At 30.6% G+C, this 25,175-nt stretch carries 21 protein-coding genes and 4 pseudogenes; 22 read left to right on the top strand and 3 right to left on the bottom strand.

The genetic code is table 11. The features are described 5' to 3' along the window. Positions 1-8: 8 nt before the first annotated feature. Entirely contained in the window at positions 9-1,148 is a 1,140-nt protein-coding gene (locus AGR56_RS02520) for a glucose-1-phosphate adenylyltransferase (RefSeq protein WP_053241015.1), read from the bottom strand. A 292-nt stretch (positions 1,149-1,440) separates the two neighbouring features. Here AGR56_RS02520 and AGR56_RS02515 point away from each other — a divergent pair, with 292 nt between their 5' ends. The 5 genes and pseudogenes from AGR56_RS02515 to recJ all read left to right on the top strand — a co-directional run bounded on the left by AGR56_RS02515 (position 1,441) and on the right by recJ (position 7,150). Further along, positions 1,441-1,884, top strand: coding sequence for an Rrf2 family transcriptional regulator (locus AGR56_RS02515; protein ID WP_053241014.1), 444 nt, complete (start codon positions 1,441-1,443; stop codon positions 1,882-1,884). Positions 1,885-1,984: 100 nt separating this feature from the next. Beyond that, on the top strand, positions 1,985-2,914 hold the full coding sequence (gene cysK, locus AGR56_RS02510) for a cysteine synthase A (protein WP_053241013.1): 930 nt from the start codon (positions 1,985-1,987) through the stop codon (positions 2,912-2,914). Between the two features lie 109 nt (positions 2,915-3,023). Then, a complete protein-coding gene (locus tag AGR56_RS02505) occupies positions 3,024-4,136 on the top strand; it encodes a cysteine desulfurase family protein (protein ID WP_053241012.1) in 1,113 nt (370 codons plus the stop codon). Positions 4,137-4,247: 111 nt separating this feature from the next. Then, positions 4,248-5,323: pseudogene (gene mnmA / locus AGR56_RS02500) on the top strand (tRNA 2-thiouridine(34) synthase MnmA). Between the two features lie 72 nt (positions 5,324-5,395). Further along, complete coding sequence (gene recJ / locus AGR56_RS02495) at positions 5,396-7,150, top strand: single-stranded-DNA-specific exonuclease RecJ (protein ID WP_053241011.1); 1,755 nt, start codon at positions 5,396-5,398, stop codon at positions 7,148-7,150. A 22-nt stretch (positions 7,151-7,172) separates the two neighbouring features. Here recJ and AGR56_RS02490 read toward each other — a convergent pair whose 3' ends face one another. Beyond that, entirely contained in the window at positions 7,173-7,358 is a 186-nt protein-coding gene (locus tag AGR56_RS02490; protein ID WP_053241010.1) for an alpha/beta-type small acid-soluble spore protein, read from the bottom strand. 232 nt (positions 7,359-7,590) lie between these two features. Between AGR56_RS02490 and AGR56_RS02485 the strand changes: the two genes are divergently transcribed. Further along, positions 7,591-8,661 (top strand): undecaprenyldiphospho-muramoylpentapeptide beta-N-acetylglucosaminyltransferase, encoded by a 1,071-nt coding sequence (locus tag AGR56_RS02485; protein ID WP_053241009.1) that lies wholly within the window; start codon positions 7,591-7,593, stop codon positions 8,659-8,661. A 586-nt stretch (positions 8,662-9,247) separates the two neighbouring features. Here AGR56_RS02485 and rbr read toward each other — a convergent pair. After that, positions 9,248-9,835, bottom strand: a complete 588-nt coding sequence (gene rbr, locus AGR56_RS02480) for a rubrerythrin (protein ID WP_053241008.1) — start codon at positions 9,833-9,835, stop codon at positions 9,248-9,250. A gap of 127 nt (positions 9,836-9,962) precedes the next feature. Between rbr and AGR56_RS02475 the strand changes: the two genes are divergently transcribed. The 16 genes and pseudogenes from AGR56_RS02475 (at position 9,963) to AGR56_RS02410 (ending at position 25,175) form a co-directional block, all read left to right on the top strand. Further along, positions 9,963-10,595 carry a CAP domain-containing protein gene (locus AGR56_RS02475; protein WP_053241007.1) on the top strand — a complete coding sequence of 211 codons (633 nt, stop codon included), beginning with the start codon at positions 9,963-9,965 and terminating at the stop codon, positions 10,593-10,595. A 385-nt stretch (positions 10,596-10,980) separates the two neighbouring features. Beyond that, positions 10,981-14,498, top strand: a pseudogene (nifJ, locus tag AGR56_RS02470) (pyruvate:ferredoxin (flavodoxin) oxidoreductase). Positions 14,499-14,708: 210 nt separating this feature from the next. Next, positions 14,709-15,044, top strand: coding sequence for a DUF1292 domain-containing protein (locus AGR56_RS02465; RefSeq protein ID WP_053241006.1), 336 nt, complete (start codon positions 14,709-14,711; stop codon positions 15,042-15,044). Positions 15,045-15,206: 162 nt separating this feature from the next. After that, positions 15,207-15,848 carry an HAD-IB family hydrolase gene (locus AGR56_RS02460; RefSeq protein WP_053241005.1) on the top strand — a complete coding sequence of 214 codons (642 nt, stop codon included), beginning with the start codon at positions 15,207-15,209 and terminating at the stop codon, positions 15,846-15,848. 21 nt (positions 15,849-15,869) lie between these two features. Beyond that, positions 15,870-16,694, top strand: a complete 825-nt coding sequence (locus AGR56_RS02455) for an aminotransferase class IV (RefSeq protein WP_053241004.1) — start codon at positions 15,870-15,872, stop codon at positions 16,692-16,694. Between the two features lie 285 nt (positions 16,695-16,979). After that, a complete protein-coding gene (locus AGR56_RS21155) occupies positions 16,980-17,510 on the top strand; it encodes a Jag N-terminal domain-containing protein (RefSeq protein ID WP_242851263.1) in 531 nt (176 codons plus the stop codon). Next, complete coding sequence (locus AGR56_RS21150; RefSeq protein ID WP_242851262.1) at positions 17,452-18,291, top strand: FapA family protein; 840 nt, start codon at positions 17,452-17,454, stop codon at positions 18,289-18,291. The genes AGR56_RS21155 and AGR56_RS21150 overlap by 59 nt, the downstream gene beginning before the upstream one ends. 205 nt (positions 18,292-18,496) lie before the next feature. Further along, the gene (locus AGR56_RS21145) at positions 18,497-18,895 is read left to right on the top strand and encodes a hypothetical protein (protein ID WP_242851261.1); all 399 of its coding nucleotides are present in this window, start codon (positions 18,497-18,499) and stop codon (positions 18,893-18,895) included. Between the two features lie 14 nt (positions 18,896-18,909). Beyond that, positions 18,910-19,356, top strand: coding sequence for a chemotaxis protein CheW (locus tag AGR56_RS02445; protein WP_053241003.1), 447 nt, complete (start codon positions 18,910-18,912; stop codon positions 19,354-19,356). An 18-nt stretch (positions 19,357-19,374) separates the two neighbouring features. Beyond that, positions 19,375-19,866 carry a chemotaxis protein CheD gene (locus tag AGR56_RS02440; RefSeq protein ID WP_053243262.1) on the top strand — a complete coding sequence of 164 codons (492 nt, stop codon included), beginning with the start codon at positions 19,375-19,377 and terminating at the stop codon, positions 19,864-19,866. Positions 19,867-19,877: 11 nt separating this feature from the next. Beyond that, the gene (locus AGR56_RS02435; protein WP_053241002.1) at positions 19,878-20,921 is read left to right on the top strand and encodes a chemotaxis response regulator protein-glutamate methylesterase; all 1,044 of its coding nucleotides are present in this window, start codon (positions 19,878-19,880) and stop codon (positions 20,919-20,921) included. 5 nt (positions 20,922-20,926) lie between these two features. Then, a pseudogene (locus AGR56_RS02430) lies at positions 20,927-21,690 on the top strand (protein-glutamate O-methyltransferase CheR). A 12-nt stretch (positions 21,691-21,702) separates the two neighbouring features. Next, the gene (locus tag AGR56_RS02425) at positions 21,703-23,742 is read left to right on the top strand and encodes a chemotaxis protein CheA (protein ID WP_053241001.1); all 2,040 of its coding nucleotides are present in this window, start codon (positions 21,703-21,705) and stop codon (positions 23,740-23,742) included. A 12-nt stretch (positions 23,743-23,754) separates the two neighbouring features. Then, a pseudogene (locus AGR56_RS02420) lies at positions 23,755-24,358 on the top strand (chemotaxis protein CheC). Positions 24,359-24,374: 16 nt separating this feature from the next. Further along, entirely contained in the window at positions 24,375-24,734 is a 360-nt protein-coding gene (locus tag AGR56_RS02415) for a response regulator (RefSeq protein WP_053241000.1), read from the top strand. Between the two features lie 39 nt (positions 24,735-24,773). Continuing rightward, entirely contained in the window at positions 24,774-25,175 is a 402-nt protein-coding gene (locus AGR56_RS02410) for a chemotaxis protein CheW (RefSeq protein ID WP_053240999.1), read from the top strand.

The raw sequence follows: 25,175 nt of genomic DNA, 5'->3' as shown, positions 1-25,175 counted from the left end.
CTCATTTATCAGATTAAGTCTTCTTTTATTTTCTTATCTTCGCCTATAACGGTAATTTTTTCCCCATCACCAATTTTGCAATTATCTGATACTTTAGAATTGCATCCGATAATAGCTTTTTTAATTATTACGTTATCACCGATATTTACATTTGGCATAATAACTGAATCTTTAATAATAGAATTATTACCTACATGTACATTTGGAAATAGTACTGAATTATGAACAGCACCCAAGACTACACAGCCTTCAACTATTAAAGAACCTTTTACATCTGAATCGCAGCCAATATATTGAGGTGGACGTGTAGGATTAACAGAATATATTTTCCAGGCTGGATCATATATGTTTAGTTCATTATTATCATTTAATAAATCCATGTTTGCTTGCCACAAACTATCTATTGTTCCAACATCCTTCCAATAACCATCAAAATGATAAGCATATAATGACCTTTTATCATTTAACATGTTTGGAATTATATTTTTTCCAAAGTCGTTACTAGACTTTTCATCATCTTCATCTTGTTGCAAGTATTTTTCAAGAAGCTTCCAATTAAAAATATATATTCCCATTGAAGCTAGGTTACTTTTCGGTTTTTTTGGTTTTTCTTCAAATTCGTATATTTCATTATCTTCATCTGTATTCATAATGCCAAATCTGCTAGCTTCTTCTATAGGTACTTCGATTACGGCTATGGTTGCATCTGCTTTTTTTTCTTTATGGTAGTCCAGCATTTTAGAATAATCCATTTTGTAAATATGATCCCCTGATAATATTACTACATATTCAGGTGAAAAAGAGTTTACAAAGTGCCTGTTTTGATAAATTGCATTTGCTGTTCCTTTATACCAATTTCCACCAGTTTCTTTCATATAAGGAGGAAGAAGACTAACTCCCCCGTCGTTTCTATCAAGATCCCAAGGGCTTCCTATACCTATGTGAGCGTTTAGTTCTAAAGGTCTGTATTGAGTTAAAACGCCAACTGTATCAATTCCAGAATTTGAACAATTACTTAATGTAAAATCAATAATTTTATATTTTCCTCCAAATGGAACAGCTGGTTTAGCAGTTTTTCTGGTAAGTATGCCCAGACGACTACCTTGTCCACCAGCTAAAATCATTGCTATAACTTCCTTTTTTAACAAGAATATCCCTCCCTACTTTTGTATAAAAAAATAAAATAAGAACTGAACTACATTTCTATTTTACAATATTTTCTTGAAAAAGAGAATGGCTAAACAGAAATATTAATGCAAAAGTTTTAAAATAAATCAATATTATGTGTGATATGAATATTTATGGTAAATGAGTAAATAATACTATATATTGTTATTCAATTAAAGTATTTTTCTGTGAATACTTGACAATTAGTAAATTAAGTTATATTATTAAAACATACTAAATATATAGAAAAACTAAAAAATGGGTGTGTTTATTATGAAAATATCAACAAAAGGAAGATACGGATTAAAGGCTATGGTAGATTTGGCTGTTAATTCAATAAATGATAGTGTTACACTTAAAAGTATATCACAAAGACAGAATATTTCAGAAGGTTATTTGGAACAAATTTTTTCCTCTCTTAGGAAAGAAGGACTTGTAAAAGGAAGAAAGGGTTCCCAGGGTGGTTATGTGCTTGCAAAAAGTATGAATGAAATAACTGTAGGTAATGTTTTAAGAGCACTTGAAGGAGATCTTGTTGTTGTTGAAAGAGATGATAATCAAGTTGTTAATGAAGATAAGCTTGATAGCTGTATAAGAAATAACATATGGGATCGTTTGAATAATGCTATAAGTGAAATAGTAGATTCTATCACACTTGAGGATTTGGTGATTAATTATAATAATCTAATAAATTCAAATTATATGTATTATATCTAGACTGAATAGTTTGATTTTTGCAATTAATATATACTATAAATCCTAGCAAAAATGTATGCTTAATATTAGTTTATAAATAAAAAATAGTGGGGTGGCTTAAATGAGTAAAATTTATAATAACATTATTGAAACTATAGGAAAAACACCTTTAGTTCAATTGAAAAACTATAAAGAAAAAGAAGGATTTAATGGAAATATACTTGGAAAAGTTGAATATTTTAATCCATCTGGAAGCATAAAAGATAGAATTGCATATTCTATGATTAAAGATGCTGAAGATAAAGGTAAAATAAATAAAGATACGGTTATAATAGAACCTACAAGTGGAAACACAGGAGTTGGATTAGCTTTAATCTCTGCTGCTAAGGGATATAGACTTATACTTACAATGCCTGAGACTATGAGTATTGAAAGAAGAAAGCTTCTTAAAGCATACGGTGCTGAGCTAGTATTAACACCAGGAGTAGAAGGAATGAAGGGCGCTATTAAAAAGGCAGAGGAGTTAGCTAAGGAAAATTCAAATTCTTTTATACCTCAACAATTTGATAATCCTTCAAATCCAGCTATTCATAAGGTTACTACTGGAGAAGAAATATGGGAAGATACAGATGGAAAAGTTGATGCTGTAGTTGCAGGAGTAGGAACAGGTGGAACTATTACAGGAATTGCAAGAACTTTAAAAGAGAAAAATCCAAATATTAAAATTATTGCTGTGGAACCATTTGATTCACCTGTACTTTCAGGAGGAAAATCAGGTCCTCATAAAATACAAGGAATAGGCGCCGGATTTGTTCCAAAAGTTTTTGATAGAAGTCTTGTGGATGAAATAATTACAATAAAAAATGAAGAAGCATTTGCAGCAACTAAAGAATTAGTTGTTACAGAGGGAATACTTGCAGGTATATCAGCTGGTGCTGCTTTGTATGCAGGAAAAATTGTTGCAAGTAGACCTGAATTTTCAGATAAAAATATAGTTGTTATTCTTCCAGACAGCGGTCAAAGATATTTATCAATGCCTGTATTTGATTAATGTTTTGTAGTATAATTATATAAATGGTGTATTTTAAAGCGCAGTGCAAAAGTCACTGCGCTTTAATTAAATTAGTGAAAAGGGTGATAATGTGAAAAGGCATGTCTATATGGATTATTCAGCAACTACTATGGTTCTTGATGAGGTTGTTGAAGAGATGAAACCATATTTTAGCGAATTCTATGGTAATCCGTCTTCCGCTTATTCTTTTTCAATGAAAAGCAAAATTGCGTTAGATGAAGCTAAAAATACTATTGCAACAATTTTAAATTGTAAAAATGAAGAAGTATTTTTTACTAGTGGTGGCACAGAAAGCGATAATTGGGCACTGATTGGTACAGCTATGGCAAACAAAAATAAGGGGAAACATATAATAACAACTTCTATAGAACATCATGCTATACTTAGTGCTTGTAAGTTTTTAGAAAGCCAAGGGTTCGAAATTACATACCTTCCTGTAAATTCAGAAGGGCTAGTGTCTATAGATGATTTAAAAGGAAGTATAAAAGATGAAACTATATTAGTATCTATTATGGCAGCAAACAATGAGATAGGTACAATTGAACCTATTAATGAAATAGGAAAAATCCTTAAGGAAAAAAATATTATATTTCATACGGATGCAGTTCAGGCAGCAGGGCATATTAAGCTTGATGTAAACCAAATGAATGTGGATTTAATGTCAGTTTCAGGACATAAAATTTATGCACCAAAAGGAATAGGAATACTTTATATTAAAAGAGGAACCCAAATAAGTAATTTGATTTACGGTGGACAGCAGCAAAGAGGAAGAAGAAGTGGAACTGAAAATATACCATATATAGTTGGAATTGCTAAGGCGTTTGAAATAGTATATAGTGATTTTGAAAAAGAAGTTGAAAGGCAAAAAAGATTGAGAGATATTTTTATAAATGAAGTTCTTAAAATTCCAAATGTAAAATTAAATGGGCCTAGGGATGAAAAAAGACTTTCAAATAATATAAATTTATGTTTTAATGGAAAAGATGGAGAGGGTATTTTAATAAACTTGGATATGGCAGGTATTTGTGCTTCACTTGGGAGTGCATGTTCTGCTGGGGCAATAGAACCTTCACATGTACTTACAGCTATTGGGCTTTCGAGAGATGATGCAAAAAGTTCAATAAGATTTACAATAGGAAAATTTACAACAGAAGAGGATATTAATTATACCCTAAATAAATTATGCGAAATTTTAAAGTAAATCAGCTATTTCTTTTTCACAAAATTCGTAGAAACATCGATATTTTATGAAAATAAATAGCGATTTACTAATTAAAATTATATAAAAAAGATAAGGTAATGGTGATAATGTATGAATAAAAAAGTTGTTATAGGAATGAGCGGAGGGTTGATAGTTCTGTAGCGGCTTATTTGCTAAAAAAGCAAGGATATGATGTTATAGGAATAACTATGAAGTTAACTCCAGACGATGCTTTTTATAATGAAAAAGAAGGAGGCTGCTGCTCAATTTCAGCTGTTGAAGACGCTAGAAGAGTAGCCTATAAACTTGAAATACCATTTTATGTAATGAATTTTACAGAAGTATTTAAAGATAAAGTAATTGATTATTTTGTAGATGATTATTTAAAGGGCAGAACTCCTAATCCTTGTATTGCATGTAATAAATATATAAAGTTTGATGCTCTTCTTAAAAAAGCTCAAAGTTTAGGTGCCGATTATGTTGCTACAGGTCATTACTGCAAAATTTCAAAAGAAAACGGAAGGTATGTAATAAGAAAATCTGTTGATGATAAAAAAGATCAAACTTATGTTATGTATAATATGACTCAATATCAACTTGAGCATACACTAATGCCATGTGGAGATTATGAAAAGGAGCATATAAGGGAGATTGCAAAGGAAATAGGACTTAATGTGTTTAATAAAAGGGACAGTGAAGAAATATGTTTTGTTCCAGATGATGACCATGGTGGTTTTATCAAAAGACAGTGTCCAAATGATATAAGAGAAGGAAATTTTGTAGATGAAAAAGGAAACTTTATAGGCAAACACAAAGGAATAGCTTATTATACCATAGGACAAAGAAAGGGACTTGGAATATCAGCGGGTAAGAGAATATTTGTAACAGATATAAAAGCAGACAAAAATGAAGTTGTTCTTGGTGATGAAAAGGATATTTTTAAGGATGAACTTATAACAAAGAATAATAATTTTATACCTTTTGATAAATTAGAAGAACCTATGGAAGTAGACGCTAAAATAAGGTATAATGCAAAAACATCAAAAGCCATAATAAGTCCTATAGAGAATGGAAGAGTAAAGATTAAATTTGAAATTCCTCAAAGAGCTATAACTAAAGGACAGTCTGCTGTATTTTATAAAGGAGATCTTTTAGTTGGTGGTGGAATTATAGATGAAATTGTTTAAGACCATAAGTGATTTTAGCAGGGTGTGTGATTTACTTGGAAAAAGTGGCTTCTTAGAAATGTAAAAGCAAATATAAATAAATTATCAAAAGAATTTGGAATTAGTGAAGTATTAACAAGAATATTATTAAATAGAGGAATATATAATAAAAGCGATGAAATGCGTTTTATAAATCCATCTTTAAACATGCTCTATAATGCTAAGTTGATGAAAGATATTAAAAAGGGAGCTTTTATAATAAAGGATGCAGTAGAAGATAGCCAAAGCATATTAATAGTAGGAGATTACGATGTTGATGGGATTATGAGCACATATATGCTTTATGAAGCTATATCTAAATTTACTAATAAAGTGAGCTACTATATTCCTGATAGAATTACAGAAGGATATGGAATTAATGAAAATATAATTTTATATGCTAAAGATAATAATTTTGATGTAATCATAACTTGTGATAATGGAATTGCAGCAATAAAGCAAATGGAAATGGCTAAAAAGTTTGGAATGAAGGTTGTTATAACCGATCATCATGATGTTCCGTTTGTAGAAGAAAATGGGAAAAAGAGTTTTGTGGTGCCCAATGCTGATGCAGTTGTAAATCCTAAACAGGAGGATTGTAAATACCCATTTAATAAGTTATGTGGCGCAGGAGTTATTTTTAAGTTTATACAGGTTCTATATGAAATCATGAATATTGACATATGCCAAAGCTATAGTTTTTTGGAATATGCAGCTATTGCTACAGTATGTGATGTTGTAGATATTATAGACGAAAATAGGATAATTGTAAAAAAGGGACTTGAGCTTATAAATAACACTAAAAACATAGGATTGAAGGCTCTTATTAATGAAGTTGGATTAGGCGATAAGGAAATAAATGTTTATTCACTTGGATTCGTCATAGGACCTACAATTAATGCTGTGGGAAGGCTTAAACACGCAAAAATAGCTTTAAAATTACTTTTATGTAAAGATGAAAAAGAGGCAGTCGAATTTGCAAAAGAGCTTCATGAATTTAATGTGGAAAGACAGGAAATAACAAACTTAGGAGTACAAAAAGCTGAAGAGGTCATAGAAAAACTGCACTTTTCAATGGATAAAGTTCTTGTAATATATTTAAAGGATATACATGAAAGTGTTGCTGGAATAATTGCAGGAAGAATTAAAGAAAAATATAATGTTCCTACTATAATATTTACAGATGCAAATGAAGGTATTAAAGGCTCCGGTAGGTCAATTGAAGAATATAACATGTTTGAAGGATTAGTTGAGTGTAGAGGCTTAATTGAAAAATTTGGGGGACATCCAATGGCAGCAGGTCTTTCACTTGAAAATTTAGATATAGTTGATAAGTTAAGAACTAAACTTAATGCAAATTGTACTTTAAGCGATGAGGATATAATTCCTAAGGTTCATATAGATATGCAGCTTCATATCGACTATATATCACTTGGACTTTCAGAGGAGATAAAGACATTAGAACCGTTTGGAAAAGGGAATCCAAAGCCCATTTTTGCGGACAAAGCTGTTAATATAATAAATGCTAATGTAATAGGCAAGAATAAAAATGTGCTTAAGTTAAAAATAAAGTCAAATTCGGGAAGAATACTCAATGCTATATATTTTAATGGTATCTATGAATTTGAAAAAGTTATTATAGATGGATATGGAGAAAATGAACTTAAAAAGCTTTATTCGTCTTATTCCGGCAGTGTAAAGCTTGATATAACTTTTAATGTAGAAACTAATGAGTTTATGAATAATAAAACCGTTCAATTAGTTATTAAAAATTTTAGAAATCATAGTGAGCGTACAGCTCGTAAATAAATTACTTGCTGTACGCTATTTATTATAATTTTGATTCATAATCTGCAACCATTTTTTTGACCATCTCTCCTCCAACAGAACCACACTGTCTAGAAGTAAGGTCTCCATTATATCCTTCACTTAGTGGAACATCTAATTCTTGGGCAGTTTCCATTTTAAGATGATCTAAACCTTCTCTAGCCTCTGGAACTAAATGCTTGTTTGACATGTTTTTCGCCTCCTTTCTAGTTTTGTAATAATAGTTTAACCCATATTTAAAACAATATAATAGTGAGGTTAAGACAAAAAAGGAAGCTTACATTAGTTAATGGACAATTAACTATTTAAAGTATAAAATAACTGCCTTATGTAATATTGTGGAATTTTAAATTTGATTTTAAGGCAATGTATCTATAATTGTGATAAAATGTTTTATGTAATTTATAAGGGAGGATTTTTTTATGAGTAAATTTAAAATTATAATGACAGGTGGAGGTTCGGCTGGCCATGTTACTCCAAATTTAGCTTTAGTTCCAGAACTAAAAAAGCTTGATTATGAAGTCCAGTATATAGGGACTAAAGATGGTATAGAGAGGGGAATTGTTAAAAAAGAAAATATAAAATACCATGCTATATCTAGCGGAAAACTAAGAAGATATTTTGATTTAAAAAACTTTACGGATCCTTTTAAGGTAATTAAAGGAGTTTTTCAGTCTATAACAATAATGAAAAAAGAAAAACCTAATATAGTATTTTCCAAGGGAGGATTTGTGTCCGTGCCAGTTGTTATGGCAGCTCATTTTTGCCATGTGCCAGTAGTTGCTCATGAATCTGATATCACTCCAGGGCTTGCAAATAAGATAGCTGCACCTTATTGCGACAAGGTATGTGTTACATTTCCAGAATCAATTAAAAATATAAAAGGAGATAAAGCCATTTTAACTGGTACTCCTATAAGACAAGAACTATTTAATGGGAATAAAGCTAATGGACTTCACATATGTGGATTTAAAGGTGACAAAGCCGTTATTTTAGTAATAGGAGGAAGCCTAGGATCAAAGGTAATCAATGATCAAGTTCGTGGAATTTTAAAGGAACTATTAAAAGTATATGATGTAATTCATATTTGTGGCAAGAATAATATTGATAACAATTTACTAAAATTAAATGGGTATAAGCAGTTTGATTACGTATCTGATGAATTACCACATCTTATGCAAGCAGCAGATATTGTTATATCAAGGGCAGGTGCCAATGTGATTTTTGAACTTTTAGCGCTTAAAAAACCTAATATATTGATACCATTATCTAAAAAATCAAGCAGGGGTGATCAAATATTAAATGCAGCTTCATTTAAAAAAGCTGGATATAGTATTGTAATACAAGAAGAAAATTTAAATGCAGAAACTCTTAAAAATAAAATAAGTGAATTGTATATAAATAGAAAAAATTATATAGATAAAATGAATTCAAGTACTGCAAGAGATGCAGTTGATAACATAATTGGACTAATAAATAAGTATAAAAGATAATATTATGTGTTGTATAACAGAAAACGTTATATGATGGAACTATATGAAATTTTTAAAATATACATTTTTAATGTTTTACAAGTAATTTAAAAAATTAAGGGAGCTGTCGCACTAATAATTATTTAATATGTAATTTAAAAATATTGCGAAGTAATAGTTAACTTTTTCGCCTGAAAAGAAGGCGAAAAAGCTAAGGGTGAAGGGTTTTAACTTGCGCTGCTCGTTAAAAGGTGAACTTTTTTACCTTTAGTAAAAAGCTAATGATGATTTTCCTCCGCTTATCTACGGAAAATCTTTGATTTAAATTAATAATTTTTCCGCAGCAAAGCGGAAGAAAAATCACCTTAACTTTTGGCTTTAGCCAAAAAGTTCACCTTTAACGTGCAAAGCATCGTCAAACCCTTCACTTTTCACATAAGTGAAAAAAGTTAGTCTTTTAACGAGCTAAGTGAGTTAAAACCCTTCACTTATTTTAGTTCGCAATATTTTTAGATTACGTTTGAATAATTTTTTAGTGCGACAGCTCCATGTACCTTAGTTAAATTGTATCCCAATATTTTGCTCAATCTAAAACTTCAAAGTGTTTTTATTTTTCATAATCATTGGCTATTTCAAAGTAACCTTGAGGATATTTGCAAACAGGACATATAGTTGGAGCAGTTGTTCCTAAATATATAAATCCGCAATTTTTACATTTCCAATAAGTCTGTTCCTTCCTATTATATATAGTTTTTTCTGAAAGTCTATTTTTGAAATCTAAAAACCTTTTTTCGTGGCTTTTCTCTATTGAAACTATATTATTAAAAGCAGCTTCTATTTCGGGATATCCTTCTTCATTAGCAATTTTTGCAAAGGAAGGATAAGCTGTGCCCCATTCCTCTTTTTCTCCTTCAGCAGCATATTGTAAATTTTGTTCTGTGTTTCCATATCCTATTGGATATTCCGTATCTACTTTTATTTGAGATTTTCCAAGACCTTGAACTAAAAAATCAAAGAAAACCTTGGCATGAGCTCTTTCGTTTTCTGCGGTTTCTATAAATATAGAATAAATTTGATTATAACCTTCTTTTTCAGCAGCCCTAGCATATATTGTATACCTATTTCTTGCCTGAGATTCTCCAGCAAAAGCTTTTGCAAGATTTTCAGCAGTTTTTGAATTTACTAAACTTTTCATTTTAAAGCCTCCAATTTTTTTTTATTCAATATAATAAAAAGTTGTACTATAACAATTTTATAGGTATAGTATTTCCAAAATTCCTAAAAATAAATATATAAAAATTTTAGGGAGGAAGAAAAGTATTATGAAAAAATATTTTAAACAAGTATTAATTTTATCAGTGGTGTTTATGCTCTCGATGCAAATGAGTGCATATGCAAAAATACAGGAAAAGACCTATACTTATGTTATCAAAGCAGGGGATACATTGTGGAAAATAGCAGTGAAAAATCAAACTGGGGTATCTGAAATAGTTGCATTAAATCCTAAAATAGCAGATCCTAATATGATAATTACTGGTCAAACAATAAAGCTGCCAGATATAAGAACCACTCAATCCCAGGAAAGTGAAGTGGCAAGACTTGTTAATGTGGAAAGAAGTAAAGTTGGGCTTGCACCTTTGAAATTAAATTGGGAACTTTCAAGAGTAGCCAGGGTTAAGTCACAGGATATGTCAGATAAAAATTATTTTTCACATAACTCACCTACCTTTGGATCTACATTTTCACTAATAGGAAAATATGGAATAGTTTATTCTGCAGCGGGAGAAAACATAGCCTATGGATATACTACACCATCTTCAGTTATGAATGGTTGGATGAATTCACCTGGTCATAGAGCTAATATTTTAGGAAAACAGTATAATCAAATAGGTGTTGGTATGGTCAAAAGTTCAAGCGGACAGATATATTGGACTCAAGTATTTATAAAGCAATAAAAGGCTTTAAATCAAAAGCGCAGCAGCTGCAATATATAGTGGAAAAACTTGAAATGGTTTTCAAAGTAGTATATAATTAAAATGCTTTAATAATTTTGTTGAAACTTTTTGGATAAAGTAGTATTATAATTAACTGGGTTAATAAATTATTCATTTGTTTACATTCATTCTAAAAAAGCAAAAGTGAGAAAGATTGTAAATAAAGAAGATAAGCAAAGATTTTTTAGATTTATGTGGAATAATTATTTAAAAATTAGTTTTGCTTAAAAATTTTTTATAGTATAGTTAAAAATGTAACAAACTCTGGTAAGTTTTATAGGCAAATTATTTTGCTATAATTCCTAATATAAAAATATTTTGTATTTAAAGGAAGGGGTAAACAAGTATGAAAAAAATGAAAACTATGGATGGTAATACTGCCGCAGCTCATATATCATATGCATTTACTGATGTTGCAGCAATTTATCCTATTACTCCATCATCACCAATGGCAGAACATGTAGATGAATGGGCAACTCAAGGAAGATTAAATCTCTTTGGACAAAAAGTTAAAATAATGGAAATGCAATCAGAAGCAGGAGCTGCTGGTGCAGTTCATGGTTCACTTCAAGCAGGAGCTTTAACAACTACATACACAGCTTCACAGGGTATGCTTTTAATGATACCAAACATGTATAAAATCGCAGGAGAACTTTTACCTGGAGTATTTCATGTTAGTGCTAGAGCATTAGCTACTCATTCTTTAAATATATATGGAGATCATCAGGATGTTATGGCTGCTAGACAAACTGGTTGTGCTCTTCTTGCTGAAGGAAGTGTACAAGAAGTTATGGATTTATCAGCAGTAGCCCACTTAACAGCTATAAAGGGAAGAGTTCCTTTTATAAACTTCTTTGATGGATTCAGAACTTCACATGAAATTCAAAAAATTGAAGTAATGGACTATGAAGATTTAAGAGGATTACTAGACATGGATGCTGTTAATGAATTTAGAAGAAATGCATTAAATCCAGATCATCCAGTTCAAAGAGGAAGCAATGAAGGTTCAGATGTTTACTTCCAAGGAAAAGAAGCTCAAAATAAATTCTACGATGCAATTCCTGAAATGGTTGAACATTACATGGGAGAAATAAGCAAAATCACTGGTAGAGAATATCACTTATTCAACTACTATGGAGCAGAAGATGCTGATAGAGTAATCATAGCTATGGGTTCTGTTTGTGATACTGTAGAAGAAACTATTGATTATTTAAGAGCTAAAGGAGAAAAAGTAGGAGTATTAAAAATACATCTTTATAGACCTTTCTCTGTTGAACATTTCTTGAAATATATACCAAAAACAGTTAAAAAAAATTGCTGTTCTTGATAGAACAAAAAGAACCTGGTTCTCAAGCTGAGCCATTATATCTTGATGTTGTTAAAGCATTCTACAATGCAGAAACAAGACCAGTTATAGTTGGAGGAAGATACGGACTTGGTTCAAAAGATACATTACCAGTTCACATTTATTCAGTGTTTGAAAACTTAAAAGCAGCTGCACCAAAAGATGGATTTACTATAGGTATAGTTGATGATGTTACAAATACATCTCTTCCAGTTCCAGAAATTGAAATAGATACAACACCAGAAGGAACTAAAACATGTAAGTTCTGGGGTCTTGGTTCAGATGGTACTGTTGGTGCAAACAAGAGTGCTATAAAAATCATAGGAGACCATACAGAAATGTATGCTCAAGGATACTTTGCTTATGATTCAAAGAAATCAGGCGGTATAACAGTATCACATTTAAGATTTGGTAAAAAGCAAATAAAATCACCATATTTAGTTGATAAAGCAGACTTTATTGCTTGTCATAACCAAAGTTATGTTCATAAGTATGATGTTCTTGCAGGACTTAAAAAAGGCGGAAATTTCTTACTTAATACAATCTGGAGTCCAGAAGAATTAGAAGAAAAACTTCCAGCTTCAATGAAAAGATATATTGCTAAGAATAATATTCATTTCTATACATTAAATGCTATAAAGATTGCTCAAGCAATAGGTCTTGGCGGAAGAGTAAACATGATTTGTCAAGCTGCTTTCTTTAAAATTGCAAACATCATCCCAGTAGAAGATGCTGTTAAATACTTAAAAGACGCAGTTGTAACAAATTACGGTAAAAAAGGTCAAAAAGTTGTTGATATGAACAACGCTGCAATAGATCAAGGTGTTGGAGCTATTGTTAAAATAGATGTTCCAGCAGCATGGGCTGATGCAAAAGATGAAGTTAAGGATGAAGCACCAAAGCCTAAGTTCATAACTGACATACTTGAACCAATGAATAGACAAGAAGGAGACAAACTTCCAGTAAGCGCATTTACAGGAAAAGAAGATGGAACATATCCTGTTGGAACAGCAGCTTATGAAAAGAGAGGAATTGCAATAAACATTCCTGAATGGGATGCAGATAAATGTATCGAATGTAATCAGTGTTCATTTGTTTGTCCTCATGCAGTAATAAGACCAGTTCTTGCAACTGAAGCAGAAGTTAAAAAGGCTCCAGAAGGAATGAAATTTAAGAAAGCAATGGGAGTTAAATCAACTGAAGAATTAAGTTTCTCAATAGTTATAAGCCCACTTGATTGTACAGGATGCGGAAATTGTGCTCAGGCTTGCCCAGCTAAAGAAAAAGCTTTAGTTATGAAGCCAGCTGAAACTCAATATGATGCTGCAAAATACTTTGATTATGGAGTAAGTCTTCCAGAAAAGAAGGAAATTGCAAACAAATATACAGTTAAAGGAAGCCAATTTGAAAAGCCACTTCTTGAGTTCAATGGAGCTTGTGCAGGATGTGGAGAAGCATCTTACGCTAAACTTATAACTCAATTATATGGAGATAGAATGATGGTAGCTAATGCTACAGGTTGTACATCAATTTGGGGATGTAGTGCTCCTTCAATGCCATATACAACTAATGAAAATGGACAAGGACCAGCATGGGCTAACTCATTATTTGAAGATAATGCTGAATACGGACTTGGAATGCTTCTTGGAGTTAAACAATTAAGAGAAAGAATGGCAGATCTTGCTGCTGAAGCAATCAATTCTGGAGTTAGTGCAGAACTTAAAGCAGCACTTCAAGATTGGATTGAAAACAAAGAAAACGGAGAAGCTTCAAGAGCAGTTGTAGATAAATTATTACCTTTACTTGAAAAAGAAAAAGATTCAAACGCAGCTCTTGCAGAATTATATACAAATAAAGATTACCTAGTTAAGAGATCTCAATGGATATTTGGTGGAGACGGCTGGGCTTACGATATAGGATACGGCGGTGTTGACCATGTTCTTGCAAGCGGAGAAGATGTAAACATATTTGTATTCGATACAGAAGTATATTCTAATACAGGTGGACAATCATCAAAAGCAACTCCATCTTCTGCTATAGCTCAATTTGCAGCTTCAGGTAAGAAGACAAAGAAGAAGGATCTTGGAATGATGGCTATGAGCTATGGTTATGTATATGTTGCTCAAGTAGCTATGGGTTCAGATAAGAATCAGTTATTAAAAGCTTTAAAAGAAGCAGAAAACTATCATGGTCCATCACTTATAATAGGATATTCACCATGTATTAATCATGGATTAAAAGCAGGAATGGGCTGCAGTCAGTTAGAACAGAAAAAAGCTGTAGATTGTGGATATTGGGCACTTTACAGATATAACCCATTATTAAAAGAAGAAGGAAAGAATCCATTCGTTCTTGATTCAAAAGAACCAACAGGAAACTTTAAGGAATTCTTACTTGGAGAAGTTAGATATGCTTCATTAAAGAAAGTATTCCCTGATAAAGCTGATGAATTATATGCTAAGACAGAAAAAGATGCAAAAGAGAGACTTGAAGGATATAAGAAATTAGCTAATCAATAATAAAAAAGGGCGTTTAGCCTTTTTTATATTATGTAGTGAAATTAATTTTAAAATATTTGTAGAATATATTAATGTATTGTAGAAATAAATTAAAATATTTTAAAAAACCCCCTTTTAAAATTAATAAAATAAGGTTAGAATTATAACATAAAGATATGCAGCTTTAAATTTAAAGTTATATATCTTTAGTGAGAAAAGGAGGCAATATATATGGATGAAAAAGAAAACCTAAATACATGTGACTGCGGTTGCTGCGGAGAGGAACATGAGCATGAAGAACATCATCATGATTGTGACTGCGGATGCGATTGTGGTGAACATGAGCCAATGATGGTTGAACTTGAGGATGAAAACGGAAATTCAATTTCTTGTGAAATTGTAGACGGTTTTGTGTATGAAGATAAAGAATTTGTATTAGTTCAAAATCCTCAAAATGATTCAGTGTACTTATTTAAAGTTGAAGGGGAAGAAGGAGAACTTGTAATCCCTGATGACAACGAATTTGAAGCTGCTTCTAAATATTATGAAAGCATTGTTTCAAAGTAAAGTAGTACTGTAGCTTAACTATTAATGGTTTTAATCCTTTTCTATATAAGAATTTTTATTAGATAAAAATGTAATAGATTCTTTTATATAGAGTTATTTTAAGGTCGATGCATTTTGCATCGACTTTTTTAAAAAATATATAATAAATATGGAGATAATCTTATGGAAAAACTTGCTATATTTGATGTTGATTATACTCTTACAAAGAGAGAAACTTTATTAGAGTTTTATTTGTTTATGATAAAAAAGAAACCTAAGCTTGTTATATATTTACCTAAGAATGTCATTTCGGCTTTTCTATTTTCAATAGGAATTTTTACAGCAAAAACTGCAAAGGAAAACTTTATATCGTTTATTGATGGCGTAGATGAAAATAAGATGAAAGAGTATGTTAAGGAATTCTATCATAAAAGGCTTTCGCATATACTGTATGTTGATGCTATAAATACAATGAAGAAGCTAAAAAGTGAAGGATATAAAATATTTCTTATATCTGCATCCGCAGAATTTTATTTAAATGAATTTTATAATTTAAAAGAAGTTGATAAAGTTATAGGAACTAGGTTTACCCGTGAGGATGGAAAGTACAGAAAAAAAATTATAGGTGAAAATTGTAAAGGAGAAGAAAAGGTAAAAAGATTAATGGAAGTTTTAAAAGAAGAAAAAATTAATGTTGATTTTAAAGCATCATACATGTATTCTGACTCTCTATCAGATTTGCCTTTGTTTAAATTAGTAGGTCATCCTTATCTTGTTAATCCTAAAAAGAAAGATGATAATATTGAAATTGTTAAATGGAAATAAAGTAAGCTTGGGGGAATTTAAATGGAAATAATTGAAAATGATTACTATATATTTAATGAGGATATAAAAGGCTCAAATGAGTTTGATGGAAATTTTATTTCAAAGGGTAAATCTTTATATGAAGTTATAAGAATATATAAGGGTATACCGTTATTTTTTGAAAAACACATTTATAGGATGATTAATTCTGCAAATATATCTAATTTAAAGCTGCCATTTAATAATGAAAAATTAAAGGACTCAATATTGAGGCTTACTGAAATAAATAAAGTTCAGTTTGGAAATATTAAGGTGGTATTTAACTTTTATAATAATGAATGTAATTTTTACTGTTACTTTATTAAACATCATTATCCTAGTGAAAAAGATTATAAAGAGGGAGTAGCTACTATACTATTTAAAGGTGAGAGAAAAAATCCTAATGCTAAAATTATGGATGTTAGCTTTAGAGAAGGTACAGATAAAGCCATAAAAAATAAAAGGGTATTTGAAGCTATATTAGTTGATAGAAATGGAAACATAACAGAGGGCAGCAAATCCAATATATTTATGGTTAAAGGAGACTGCATTTATACATCACCTGTAGAAGATGTTTTGCCAGGGATAACAAGAGATATAATTATAAAAGTAGTTTTAGAATGTGGATATAAAATTAAAGAAGAACGTGTTAATTATGAAAACATAAAATATATGGATGGACTATTTATTTCTGGTACATCACCAAAAGTACTTCCTATTAATAAAGTTGATACTATATGTTTTGATTCTTCTAATAATTCAGTTATAAAAGAAATTCACAAATCCTATGATAATTACCTTGAACAATATGTAAGTCAGTTTTCATAAATTATTACTTACAGTTTTAATTCGCACTACTATCTACTCTAAATTAAATTTTGATTTGTGAGGATAAACTTTGAACTTACAATTTTTGGATTCTGGATTGCTTATCTATATTAGTATACTGGCTTAAATGAGAAGTAAAGTAATATGCTGATAAAAAAGTAAAAAAATATAAAGTATTTGTAAAATTTTACGATAAAAAATAAGTGTATTATGTAAAAAAGGTAAGTTTCTGATAATTATGTGATATAATTTATATAGAAATAATTTCATGGGAGTGTATTTTTTATGAAAAGAGAAATATTTCATGGATCAACAGTTGAGGAATGTATAAATAAGGCATGTAGTGAATTAAACATAAGAAAAAGCGATATTAAATATGAAATACTGGAAGAAAAAAATAGCTTTTTTAAGAAAAAAGCACGGATTGCAGTAGAGTTTGAAGATAAAAGTAATGAAAAAAGCGTAGATGGTACTGTTTGTGTAATTGATGGCAAAATTATTGTAACTGATCCAAAGGAAAAAGGAAGTTTTGCTAAAATAATAATTCCACAAAATATATTTGTAACAATTGATGGTGTTCAAGCCTTTGGAAAAAAGGAAATAAACAGTTCTATGAACATAAAGGTTAAATTTGATGAAGTTGAGAAACCAACAAGGAAATTAAATATATCTATTACTCCTGATAATCTTGAAGTTTACGTTGATATAAATTATATAAATAAAAATGAATTTAAGTTGAAAGATAGTCCAGAAAGCAATGAAATCCTGCTTGAAGCTGAGATACTTAAGCAGGAAAAGCCGCCTTTTTTACACTGAAAATGAACTTAAAAATGAACTTAATAAAAATAAAATTGTATACGGTATTTTAGAAGGAAATATAAAGAGGTGTGTTTCTGGGAGAGATGTAGATAGAATGCTTGTTGCAAAGGGAATAGAAGTTGAAAATGATGAAAATGATAGCATAGAATTTAAAGTGAATATGAATGGAAATCTAAAATTTAAAGAAAATGAAAATGGTAATATTGACTTTAAAAGCATTGGATTTGTAGATGCTATAGATAAAGGAACAGTAATAGCTATTAAACATGATGGAAGAGAAGGAAAAAATGGCAAAGATGTATATGGTAAAGAAATAAAAAAGAAGTCTGGTAAGAGGATTAGTATTGCCTGTGATGAAAATTGCAAAATAGAAGCTAATAAAGTGATAGCACTTAAAAGTGGAAAAGCCTCCTTTAAAGGAAATAGATTTTTTATAGTAGATATTCATGAAGTGAATTCTAATGTTGATTTAAAAACTGGAAATATTAAATTTGTTGGAGCAGTGAATATTAGAGGCAGTGTACTTGAAGGAATGAGTGTAGAATCTGGAAATGATATCATTGTTAATGGCAATGTGGAGGGCGCTATTATTAAAGCGAAGGGAAATGTAACAATCGGTAAGAATGCTATATTGTCCCAGGTTTATAGTGGGGGAGAAGACGTTGAGGTTTTATCTAAAATTGAAATTTTAGATGATTTAAAAAATAATATAAATGAATTAGTAGAAGCAGTTTATCAAATAAAAAAATATAATACTAAAAATAAATTTTTCCTCTGATGGAGAAATTATTAAAATACTTATTGAGAGTAAGTTTAAAAATATAACTAAACTGTGCAAAAGTTATATTTCACTTGTAAATGATGCTAATAATAAATTTGAAAAATTATTTATTGAAAAATTAATAGGAATTGCTCCTCTTTGTATTAGAAATGTTAACGAGCTTAGAATTATATCGGAGAGTGCTGAAGAAGAAGTTAAAAATTTGAAGTCTATATTGTCTATACCATCGGATATAGATATTCCATATATTCAAGAATGTAAAATCGAAAGTTCTGGAAATATTTATATTACAGGTAAAGGAGAATATATATCTAATATTACATCAAACGATAGTATTGAATTTATAAATAAAAATGCAGTGACAAGAGGAGGGCAGCTTAGAGCTAAAAACCAAATTAAATGTGGGGTTGTTGGTAGTATTGGTGGAGTAATAACAAGAATAAGTGTTGATATAAACGGCCATATATATGCTGAGATAGCTTACCCTAATACTATATTTGCAGTGGGAAATAAAGAGGTTACTATTGATAATCCTAGTAAAAATATACACGTTTATGTAGATCAGAAAGACGATCTTATAGTGGATAAATTATTATTGTAGGAGGATAATACAATATGGACAATAAAGAACTTAAAATCTTAATATTTAGTGTAAATGGTGAATATTATGCAACAGATATTATGGAAGTTGAAAGAATATTAGGATATGAACCTACAACTAAGCTTCCTGATGTACCAGAATTTGTTGATGGGGTAATTAATTATGAAGGAAAAGTGCTTCCTGTTATATCACTTTCTAAAAGGTTTAATATAGAAAATAGTAAAATAACTTCAAATTCAAAACTAATAGTAGTAAAATATGAAAATGGAAAAATAGGAGTTATTGTAGATTTAGTTTCAGAAGTTAAAGATGTAAGTAGTGACAATGTAGAAGAACCACCTGAAGTTGTGTCTGGAATTTCAAAAAGATATTTGGAAGGACTTATTAAAATGGATAATAAGATTATTATTTTTCTTAATATGGCACAAATATTATCTGAAGAGGAAAAGAAACTGCTGTAAAGTAGTTTGGTTAGCGATATGGAAAGTATTGTAGAAGTGAGGGTTGGAATAGCAGACCTCAATATTTCATTTTCACCTGGAAAGATTATAACAGTGGGATTGGGATCTTGTATTGGCATAACTGTATATGATGCAAAAAATAAGTTGGGTGGATTAGCACATATTATGCTTCCAGATAGTACTCAATTTAGTAAAGTTACTAATCCGTATAAATTTGCTGATCTAAGTATACCAATACTGGTAAAAAAGATGGTGGAAAATGGCGGAGAATTAGGCAATATGAAAGCTAAAATAGCAGGTGGAGCATCTATGTTTAATTTTTCAGATAAAAAAATGAATATGGATATAGGAAATAGAAATGGTATAGCAGTAAAAAAGGCACTTGAGAAAATGAAAATACCAATATTAGGGGAAGATGTAGGTGGAAATAAGGGACGAACTATGATTTTTGATACATCTAATGGTGCTGTACAAATAAGAACTGTAGGATTGGGTATTAAAGAAATTTAATGGAGGATGCTATGGAAAAGATAAAAGTAATAGTTGCAGACGATTCAGCACTTATGAGAAAGTTTATATCAGACATGCTAAATAGTGATGCTAATATTGAAGTCATTAAAACTGCTTATAATGGAAAAGATTTAATTAACAAAATACAAATAGAAAAACCGGATGTGATAACTCTTGATATAGAAATGCCAATTATGGGGGGGATTGAAACTTTAAAAGAAATGAAAAGAATGAATAGTTCAATACCTACAATTGTTATAAGTAGTTTGTCACATAGGAATACAACACTTACTATGGAATGTTTGCACTATGGGGCATTTGATTTTATTGCTAAACCATCAGGGGGCATGACATCTGAAATTATGGATATACAAAAACAACTAATAGAAAAAGTTAAGGTAGCAGCTTCTAGAAAATTAGATTCATATGAGCACAAGCCTATAGAAAGTAGGTCCGAAAGAAAAATAATAGATAATAATATTAAGATACAAGCTGTAGTTATAGGTGCATCAACGGGTGGACCCAAGGCATTGTATAAGGTTATAACAAAATTTCCACAAAATATAGGCGTGCCAATATTTGTAGTACAGCACATGCCAGTTGGGTTTACAAAGGCATTTGCTGAAAGGCTTAATGACAATAGCAGTATACATGTAAAGGAAGCCGAAGATAATGAAGTTTATGAAAATAATGTTGTTTATATTGCTCCAGGAGGATGCCATATGGAAATAGGAAACAGTGGCAAAATAACTCTTAATAAGGAACCTCCAATATGGGGAGTGAGACCAGCTGTTGACAAACTTTTTATATCAGCTTCAAAGGTATTTGGTTCACATCTTGTAAGTGCAGTTTTAACCGGTATGGGAAGAGATGGTGCTAATGGAACTAAAATCATTAAAGATAATGGAGGAATAACTTTATCAGAATCAGAATCCACATGCGTTATTTATGGTATGCCAAAGGCTGCATATGAAACTGGTAAAGTTGATATAGTTGCTCCAATAGATAATATTGCAAATGAAATTATAAGAATAACAACCGGTTTTAGGAGGTAGCTTCAATGGATTTAGTTGATTTTAAAAAGTGGGCTTTAAAAGAATTTGGAATTGATTTGTTTGCGTATAAAGAAAATCAACTTCATAGAAGGATACTTAGTCTTATATCAAGAGTTGGTGCAAAGTCCATAGATGAGTATGTAGGAATTTTAAAGGATAATGAAATGCAGAGGCAAAAGTTTTTGGATTTTATAACAATAAACGTTACAGAGTTTTTTAGAAATCCAGAAATTTTTAAAGAATTTGAAAAAGAAATAAGAAATATGACTCTTAAAAACAATCATATTAAAATATGGAGTGCAGCCTGCTCAATAGGTGCTGAGCCATATTCTATTGCTATTATAGTAAATAAACTTGGATATAGTAGTAAATGCAGTATAATTGCTACTGATATTGACACAACCATTTTAAACAAAGCTAAAAAAGGTGAATACATAGAATCTGAAATAAAAAATGTAGAAAAGCAAGATTTGCATAAATATTTTCGAAATGTGGGCGATAAATATATCGTCGATGAAAATATTAAAAATATGATAACATATAAAAGGCATGATTTAATATTAGATTCATATGAAGGTGATTTTGATATAATAGTGTGCAGAAATGTTGTTATATATTTTAATCAAGATATAAAGGAAAAGATTTATAAAAAATTTAGCACCTCATTAAAAAAGGTGGTCTGCTTTTTGTTGGTGCAACAGAAAGCATTTACAATTACAAGGAGTATGGATTTGAAAAAGCTTCTACTTTTATATATAGGAAGCTGTAAGGAGGGGAAATTATGGATACATCTCAATATTTGTCTATGTTTTTGGAGGAATCTAAAGACAACTTGCAGACACTAAACGAAGCTCTTCTACAATTAGAACAGGAGCCAGATAATGTGGACAAGCTAAATGAAATATTTAGAGTTGCTCATACAATAAAGGGAATGGCGGCAACTATGGGATACAACACCATGGCTGCGTTAACTCATAAGATGGAAGATGTTTTATCAGAGTTTAGAGATGGCGAGCTAAAAGTAACCAAGCAGGTTGTAACTGTATTATTTAAATGTCTTGATACTCTTGAACAAATGGTTGATAATATCGAAAATGGCGAAGAACAAGAAGTTCCAGTGGATGATATTATAACTAAGCTTGAATCAATATCGCAAAAGGGTGCAGCAGTAGGCAGTGAAAAAGCAAATCAAAATAAGGTGAGTGATTCTAACGCTGATCAAAATAGTAATGCTTCACAAAAAATAAGTCTTAACGAATATGATGCAAATGTTATAAGACAAGCTATTGAAAAAGGATATAATGCTTTTTCAATTGATATTAATTTAAGCAAATCTACATTGTTAAAATCCGCAAGAGCTTTTTTAATATTTAAAAATCTTGAGGAATGGGGAGAAATTACAAAATCTATTCCAGGTACAGAAGATCTTGAAGCAGAAAACTTTGAGTTTGAGATAAATCTTGTTTATTTGACTCATAAAAATGATAATGAAGTAAGAGAAATATTACAGGAAATATCGGAAATTGACAGTATAGATATAAAGCAGTTAACGCTTGAAGATGTTAAGGTAAGTTATATAGAAGGAAAACCAAAAGAAGAAGCTAAGAAGAAAGAAGAACCAAAGAAAAATGCTGTTAAGAAAAAAGCTGAAAAAGTAAAAAGTAAATCTGGAGATGCTCCACATAAGAAAATGCATCAATCTGTGAGAGTTGATCTTGAAAGATTGGATAAGTTCTTAAATATGGTTTCAGAGCTTGTTATAAATAGAACAAGACTTGAACAAATAAGCCAGAATTATAAACTTACAGAACTTAATGAAACACTAGAACAAGTAGCAAGAACTACAAATGATCTTCAAGATTTAGTAATGAAAATAAGAATGCTTCCTCTTGATACTGTGTTTAATAGATTTCCAAGGCTTGTAAGGGATCTTTCTGTTGAATTAAACAAGGAAATGGAACTTATAATTGAAGGACAGGATACTGAACTTGATAGAACTGTAATTGATGAAATTGGAGAACCTCTAATACATTTAATAAGAAATTCAGCAGATCATGGAATAGAAGACTCAAAAGAAGAGAGGATAGCAAGGGGAAAAGATCCAGTTGGAAAAATAAAGCTTGTAGCATATCAAGAGGGAACTAAAGCTGTTATAAAGGTTCAAGATGATGGTAACGGCATAGATGCTGAAAAAGTAAGGGAAAAAGCAGAAGAAAGAGGAATAAATACCGAAAATATGAGTGAGAATGAAATTGTCAATCTCATATTTGATCAAGGCTTTAGTACAAATGATGTAGTAACTGACATTTCAGGAAGAGGAGTTGGAATGGATGTTGTAAAAACTAAAATTTCAGCACTTGGTGGAACTGTTGATATGAGTACTCAACAGGGAAAAGGTACTACATTTACTATAAAACTTCCGTTAACTCTTCAAATAATAACAGCACTTTTAGTGAAGGTTGGTTCAGAGAATCTTGCAATATCTTTAAATGCAATAGATAGTGTTATAGATTATGATGAAAGTCAAATAAAGAAAACTAATAATAAAGAAGTTATTATATATAGAGGAAATGTACTTCCAATAATAAGAGTAAATGAAAAATTGAATCTTCCAAAATCAGATAATAAAAAAGTTTATATTGTAATTGTTAAAGTGGGAGAGAAAATGGCAGGACTTCTTGTAGATTCGCTTATGGGTCAGCAGGACATCGTTATTAAGCCTCTTGGTAAAACTTTGAAAATGCTTAAAGAATATATTGGAGCGACTATTCTTGGAGATGGACTTGTAACATTAATACTTGATGTTGCCGCACTAGTTTAGGAGGTGCTTTTAATGGACTATTCTAATTTGTCGCCAGTGCAGTTAGATGCACTTAAAGAAGTAAGTAACATTGGAGCTGGTAATGCAGCAACAGCGCTATCCCAACTTTTAAGCAAAAAAAATTGATATGACAGTTCCAGCAGTAAATATCATACGTATGAGTGAATTGTTTGATGAAATAGGCGATGAAAAATTAGCAGTTGGAGTTATAGTTAGAGTTTTGGGAGATGCTCCAGGTAATATACTATTCGTTTTTGATAAAGATACTGCATTAGGAATAGTCGAATCACTTACGGGTGAAAAATATGATAAATTAAATGATATGTCAAGTTCTGTACTTTGTGAAATAGGTAATATAATATCTGGTTCATATATGAATGCAATATTTAAGCTTACAAATCTTGTCATTACTCCTTCCGTACCAGCAGTTACTTATGATATGCTTGGAGCAATGCTTTCAACTACATTTATAGAATCAGGTCAATATGATGACAATGTACTTGATTTAGAAACCGTATTTTTACAGGATAAAGAAAAAAACATTAGTGGGCATTTTTATTATATACCAATGCCCGGTTCATTAGAAAAAATACTTAATAGTTTAGGAATAAATTAATATGGAGGTTTGAAAAATGGCAAAAGTATTAATTGTTGATGACGCCGCATTTATGAGAATGATGATAAAGGATATACTTCAAAAAAATGGATTTGAGGTGGTTGGTGAAGCTAGTAATGGATTAAAAGCAGTTGAAATTTATAAAACTGAAAAACCTGATGTAGTAACTATGGATATAACTATGCCAGATATGGATGGAATAGAAGCCGTAAAGGCAATAAAGGCATTTGATCCAGCAGCAAGAATAATAATGTGTTCAGCGATGGGACAGCAAACTATGGTTATGGATGCTATAAAGGCTGGAGCAAGAGACTTCATAGTAAAGCCATTTCAAGCAGATAGAGTCCTTGAAGCTATAAAAAAGGCTTTGGGTTAATATACAGCTCATTTATTAAATTAGTTGGAGGTGATTACGGTGCAAATAGTTATTTTTAAACTGAATGATGAGCAATTTGCTGTTGAAACATCAAAAGTTCAAACTATAGGGGAGAGCATGATGGTTACTAAAGTCCCCAAAGCTCCAGAATATGTAAAAGGACTTATAAATATAAGAGGAAGTGTACTTTCGCTTTTAGACATAAATCTTCTTCTTGATGTAGAAAAATCTGATGATGAGCAAGAGAGTACTATAATACTTAAATTAGAAGAAGAACTTGTTGGAATATCAGTTAATCAAGTTGATGAAGTTCTTGATATAGACGAAGGCATTATTGAAAGTTTAGACAGTGGTAGTAATAAAGAGTATGTTAAGGGTATAATAAATTTTAAAGACAGAATAGTTACACTTATAGATATTGATAAATTAATTAGAAATTAG

The organism is Clostridium sp. DMHC 10, assembly GCF_001270375.1.
Taxonomy (GTDB): domain Bacteria; phylum Bacillota; class Clostridia; order Clostridiales; family Clostridiaceae; genus Clostridium_S; species Clostridium_S guangxiense.
The sequence above is the reverse complement of the archived record's forward strand: the minus strand, read 5'-3'. Positions and strand labels throughout refer to the sequence as shown.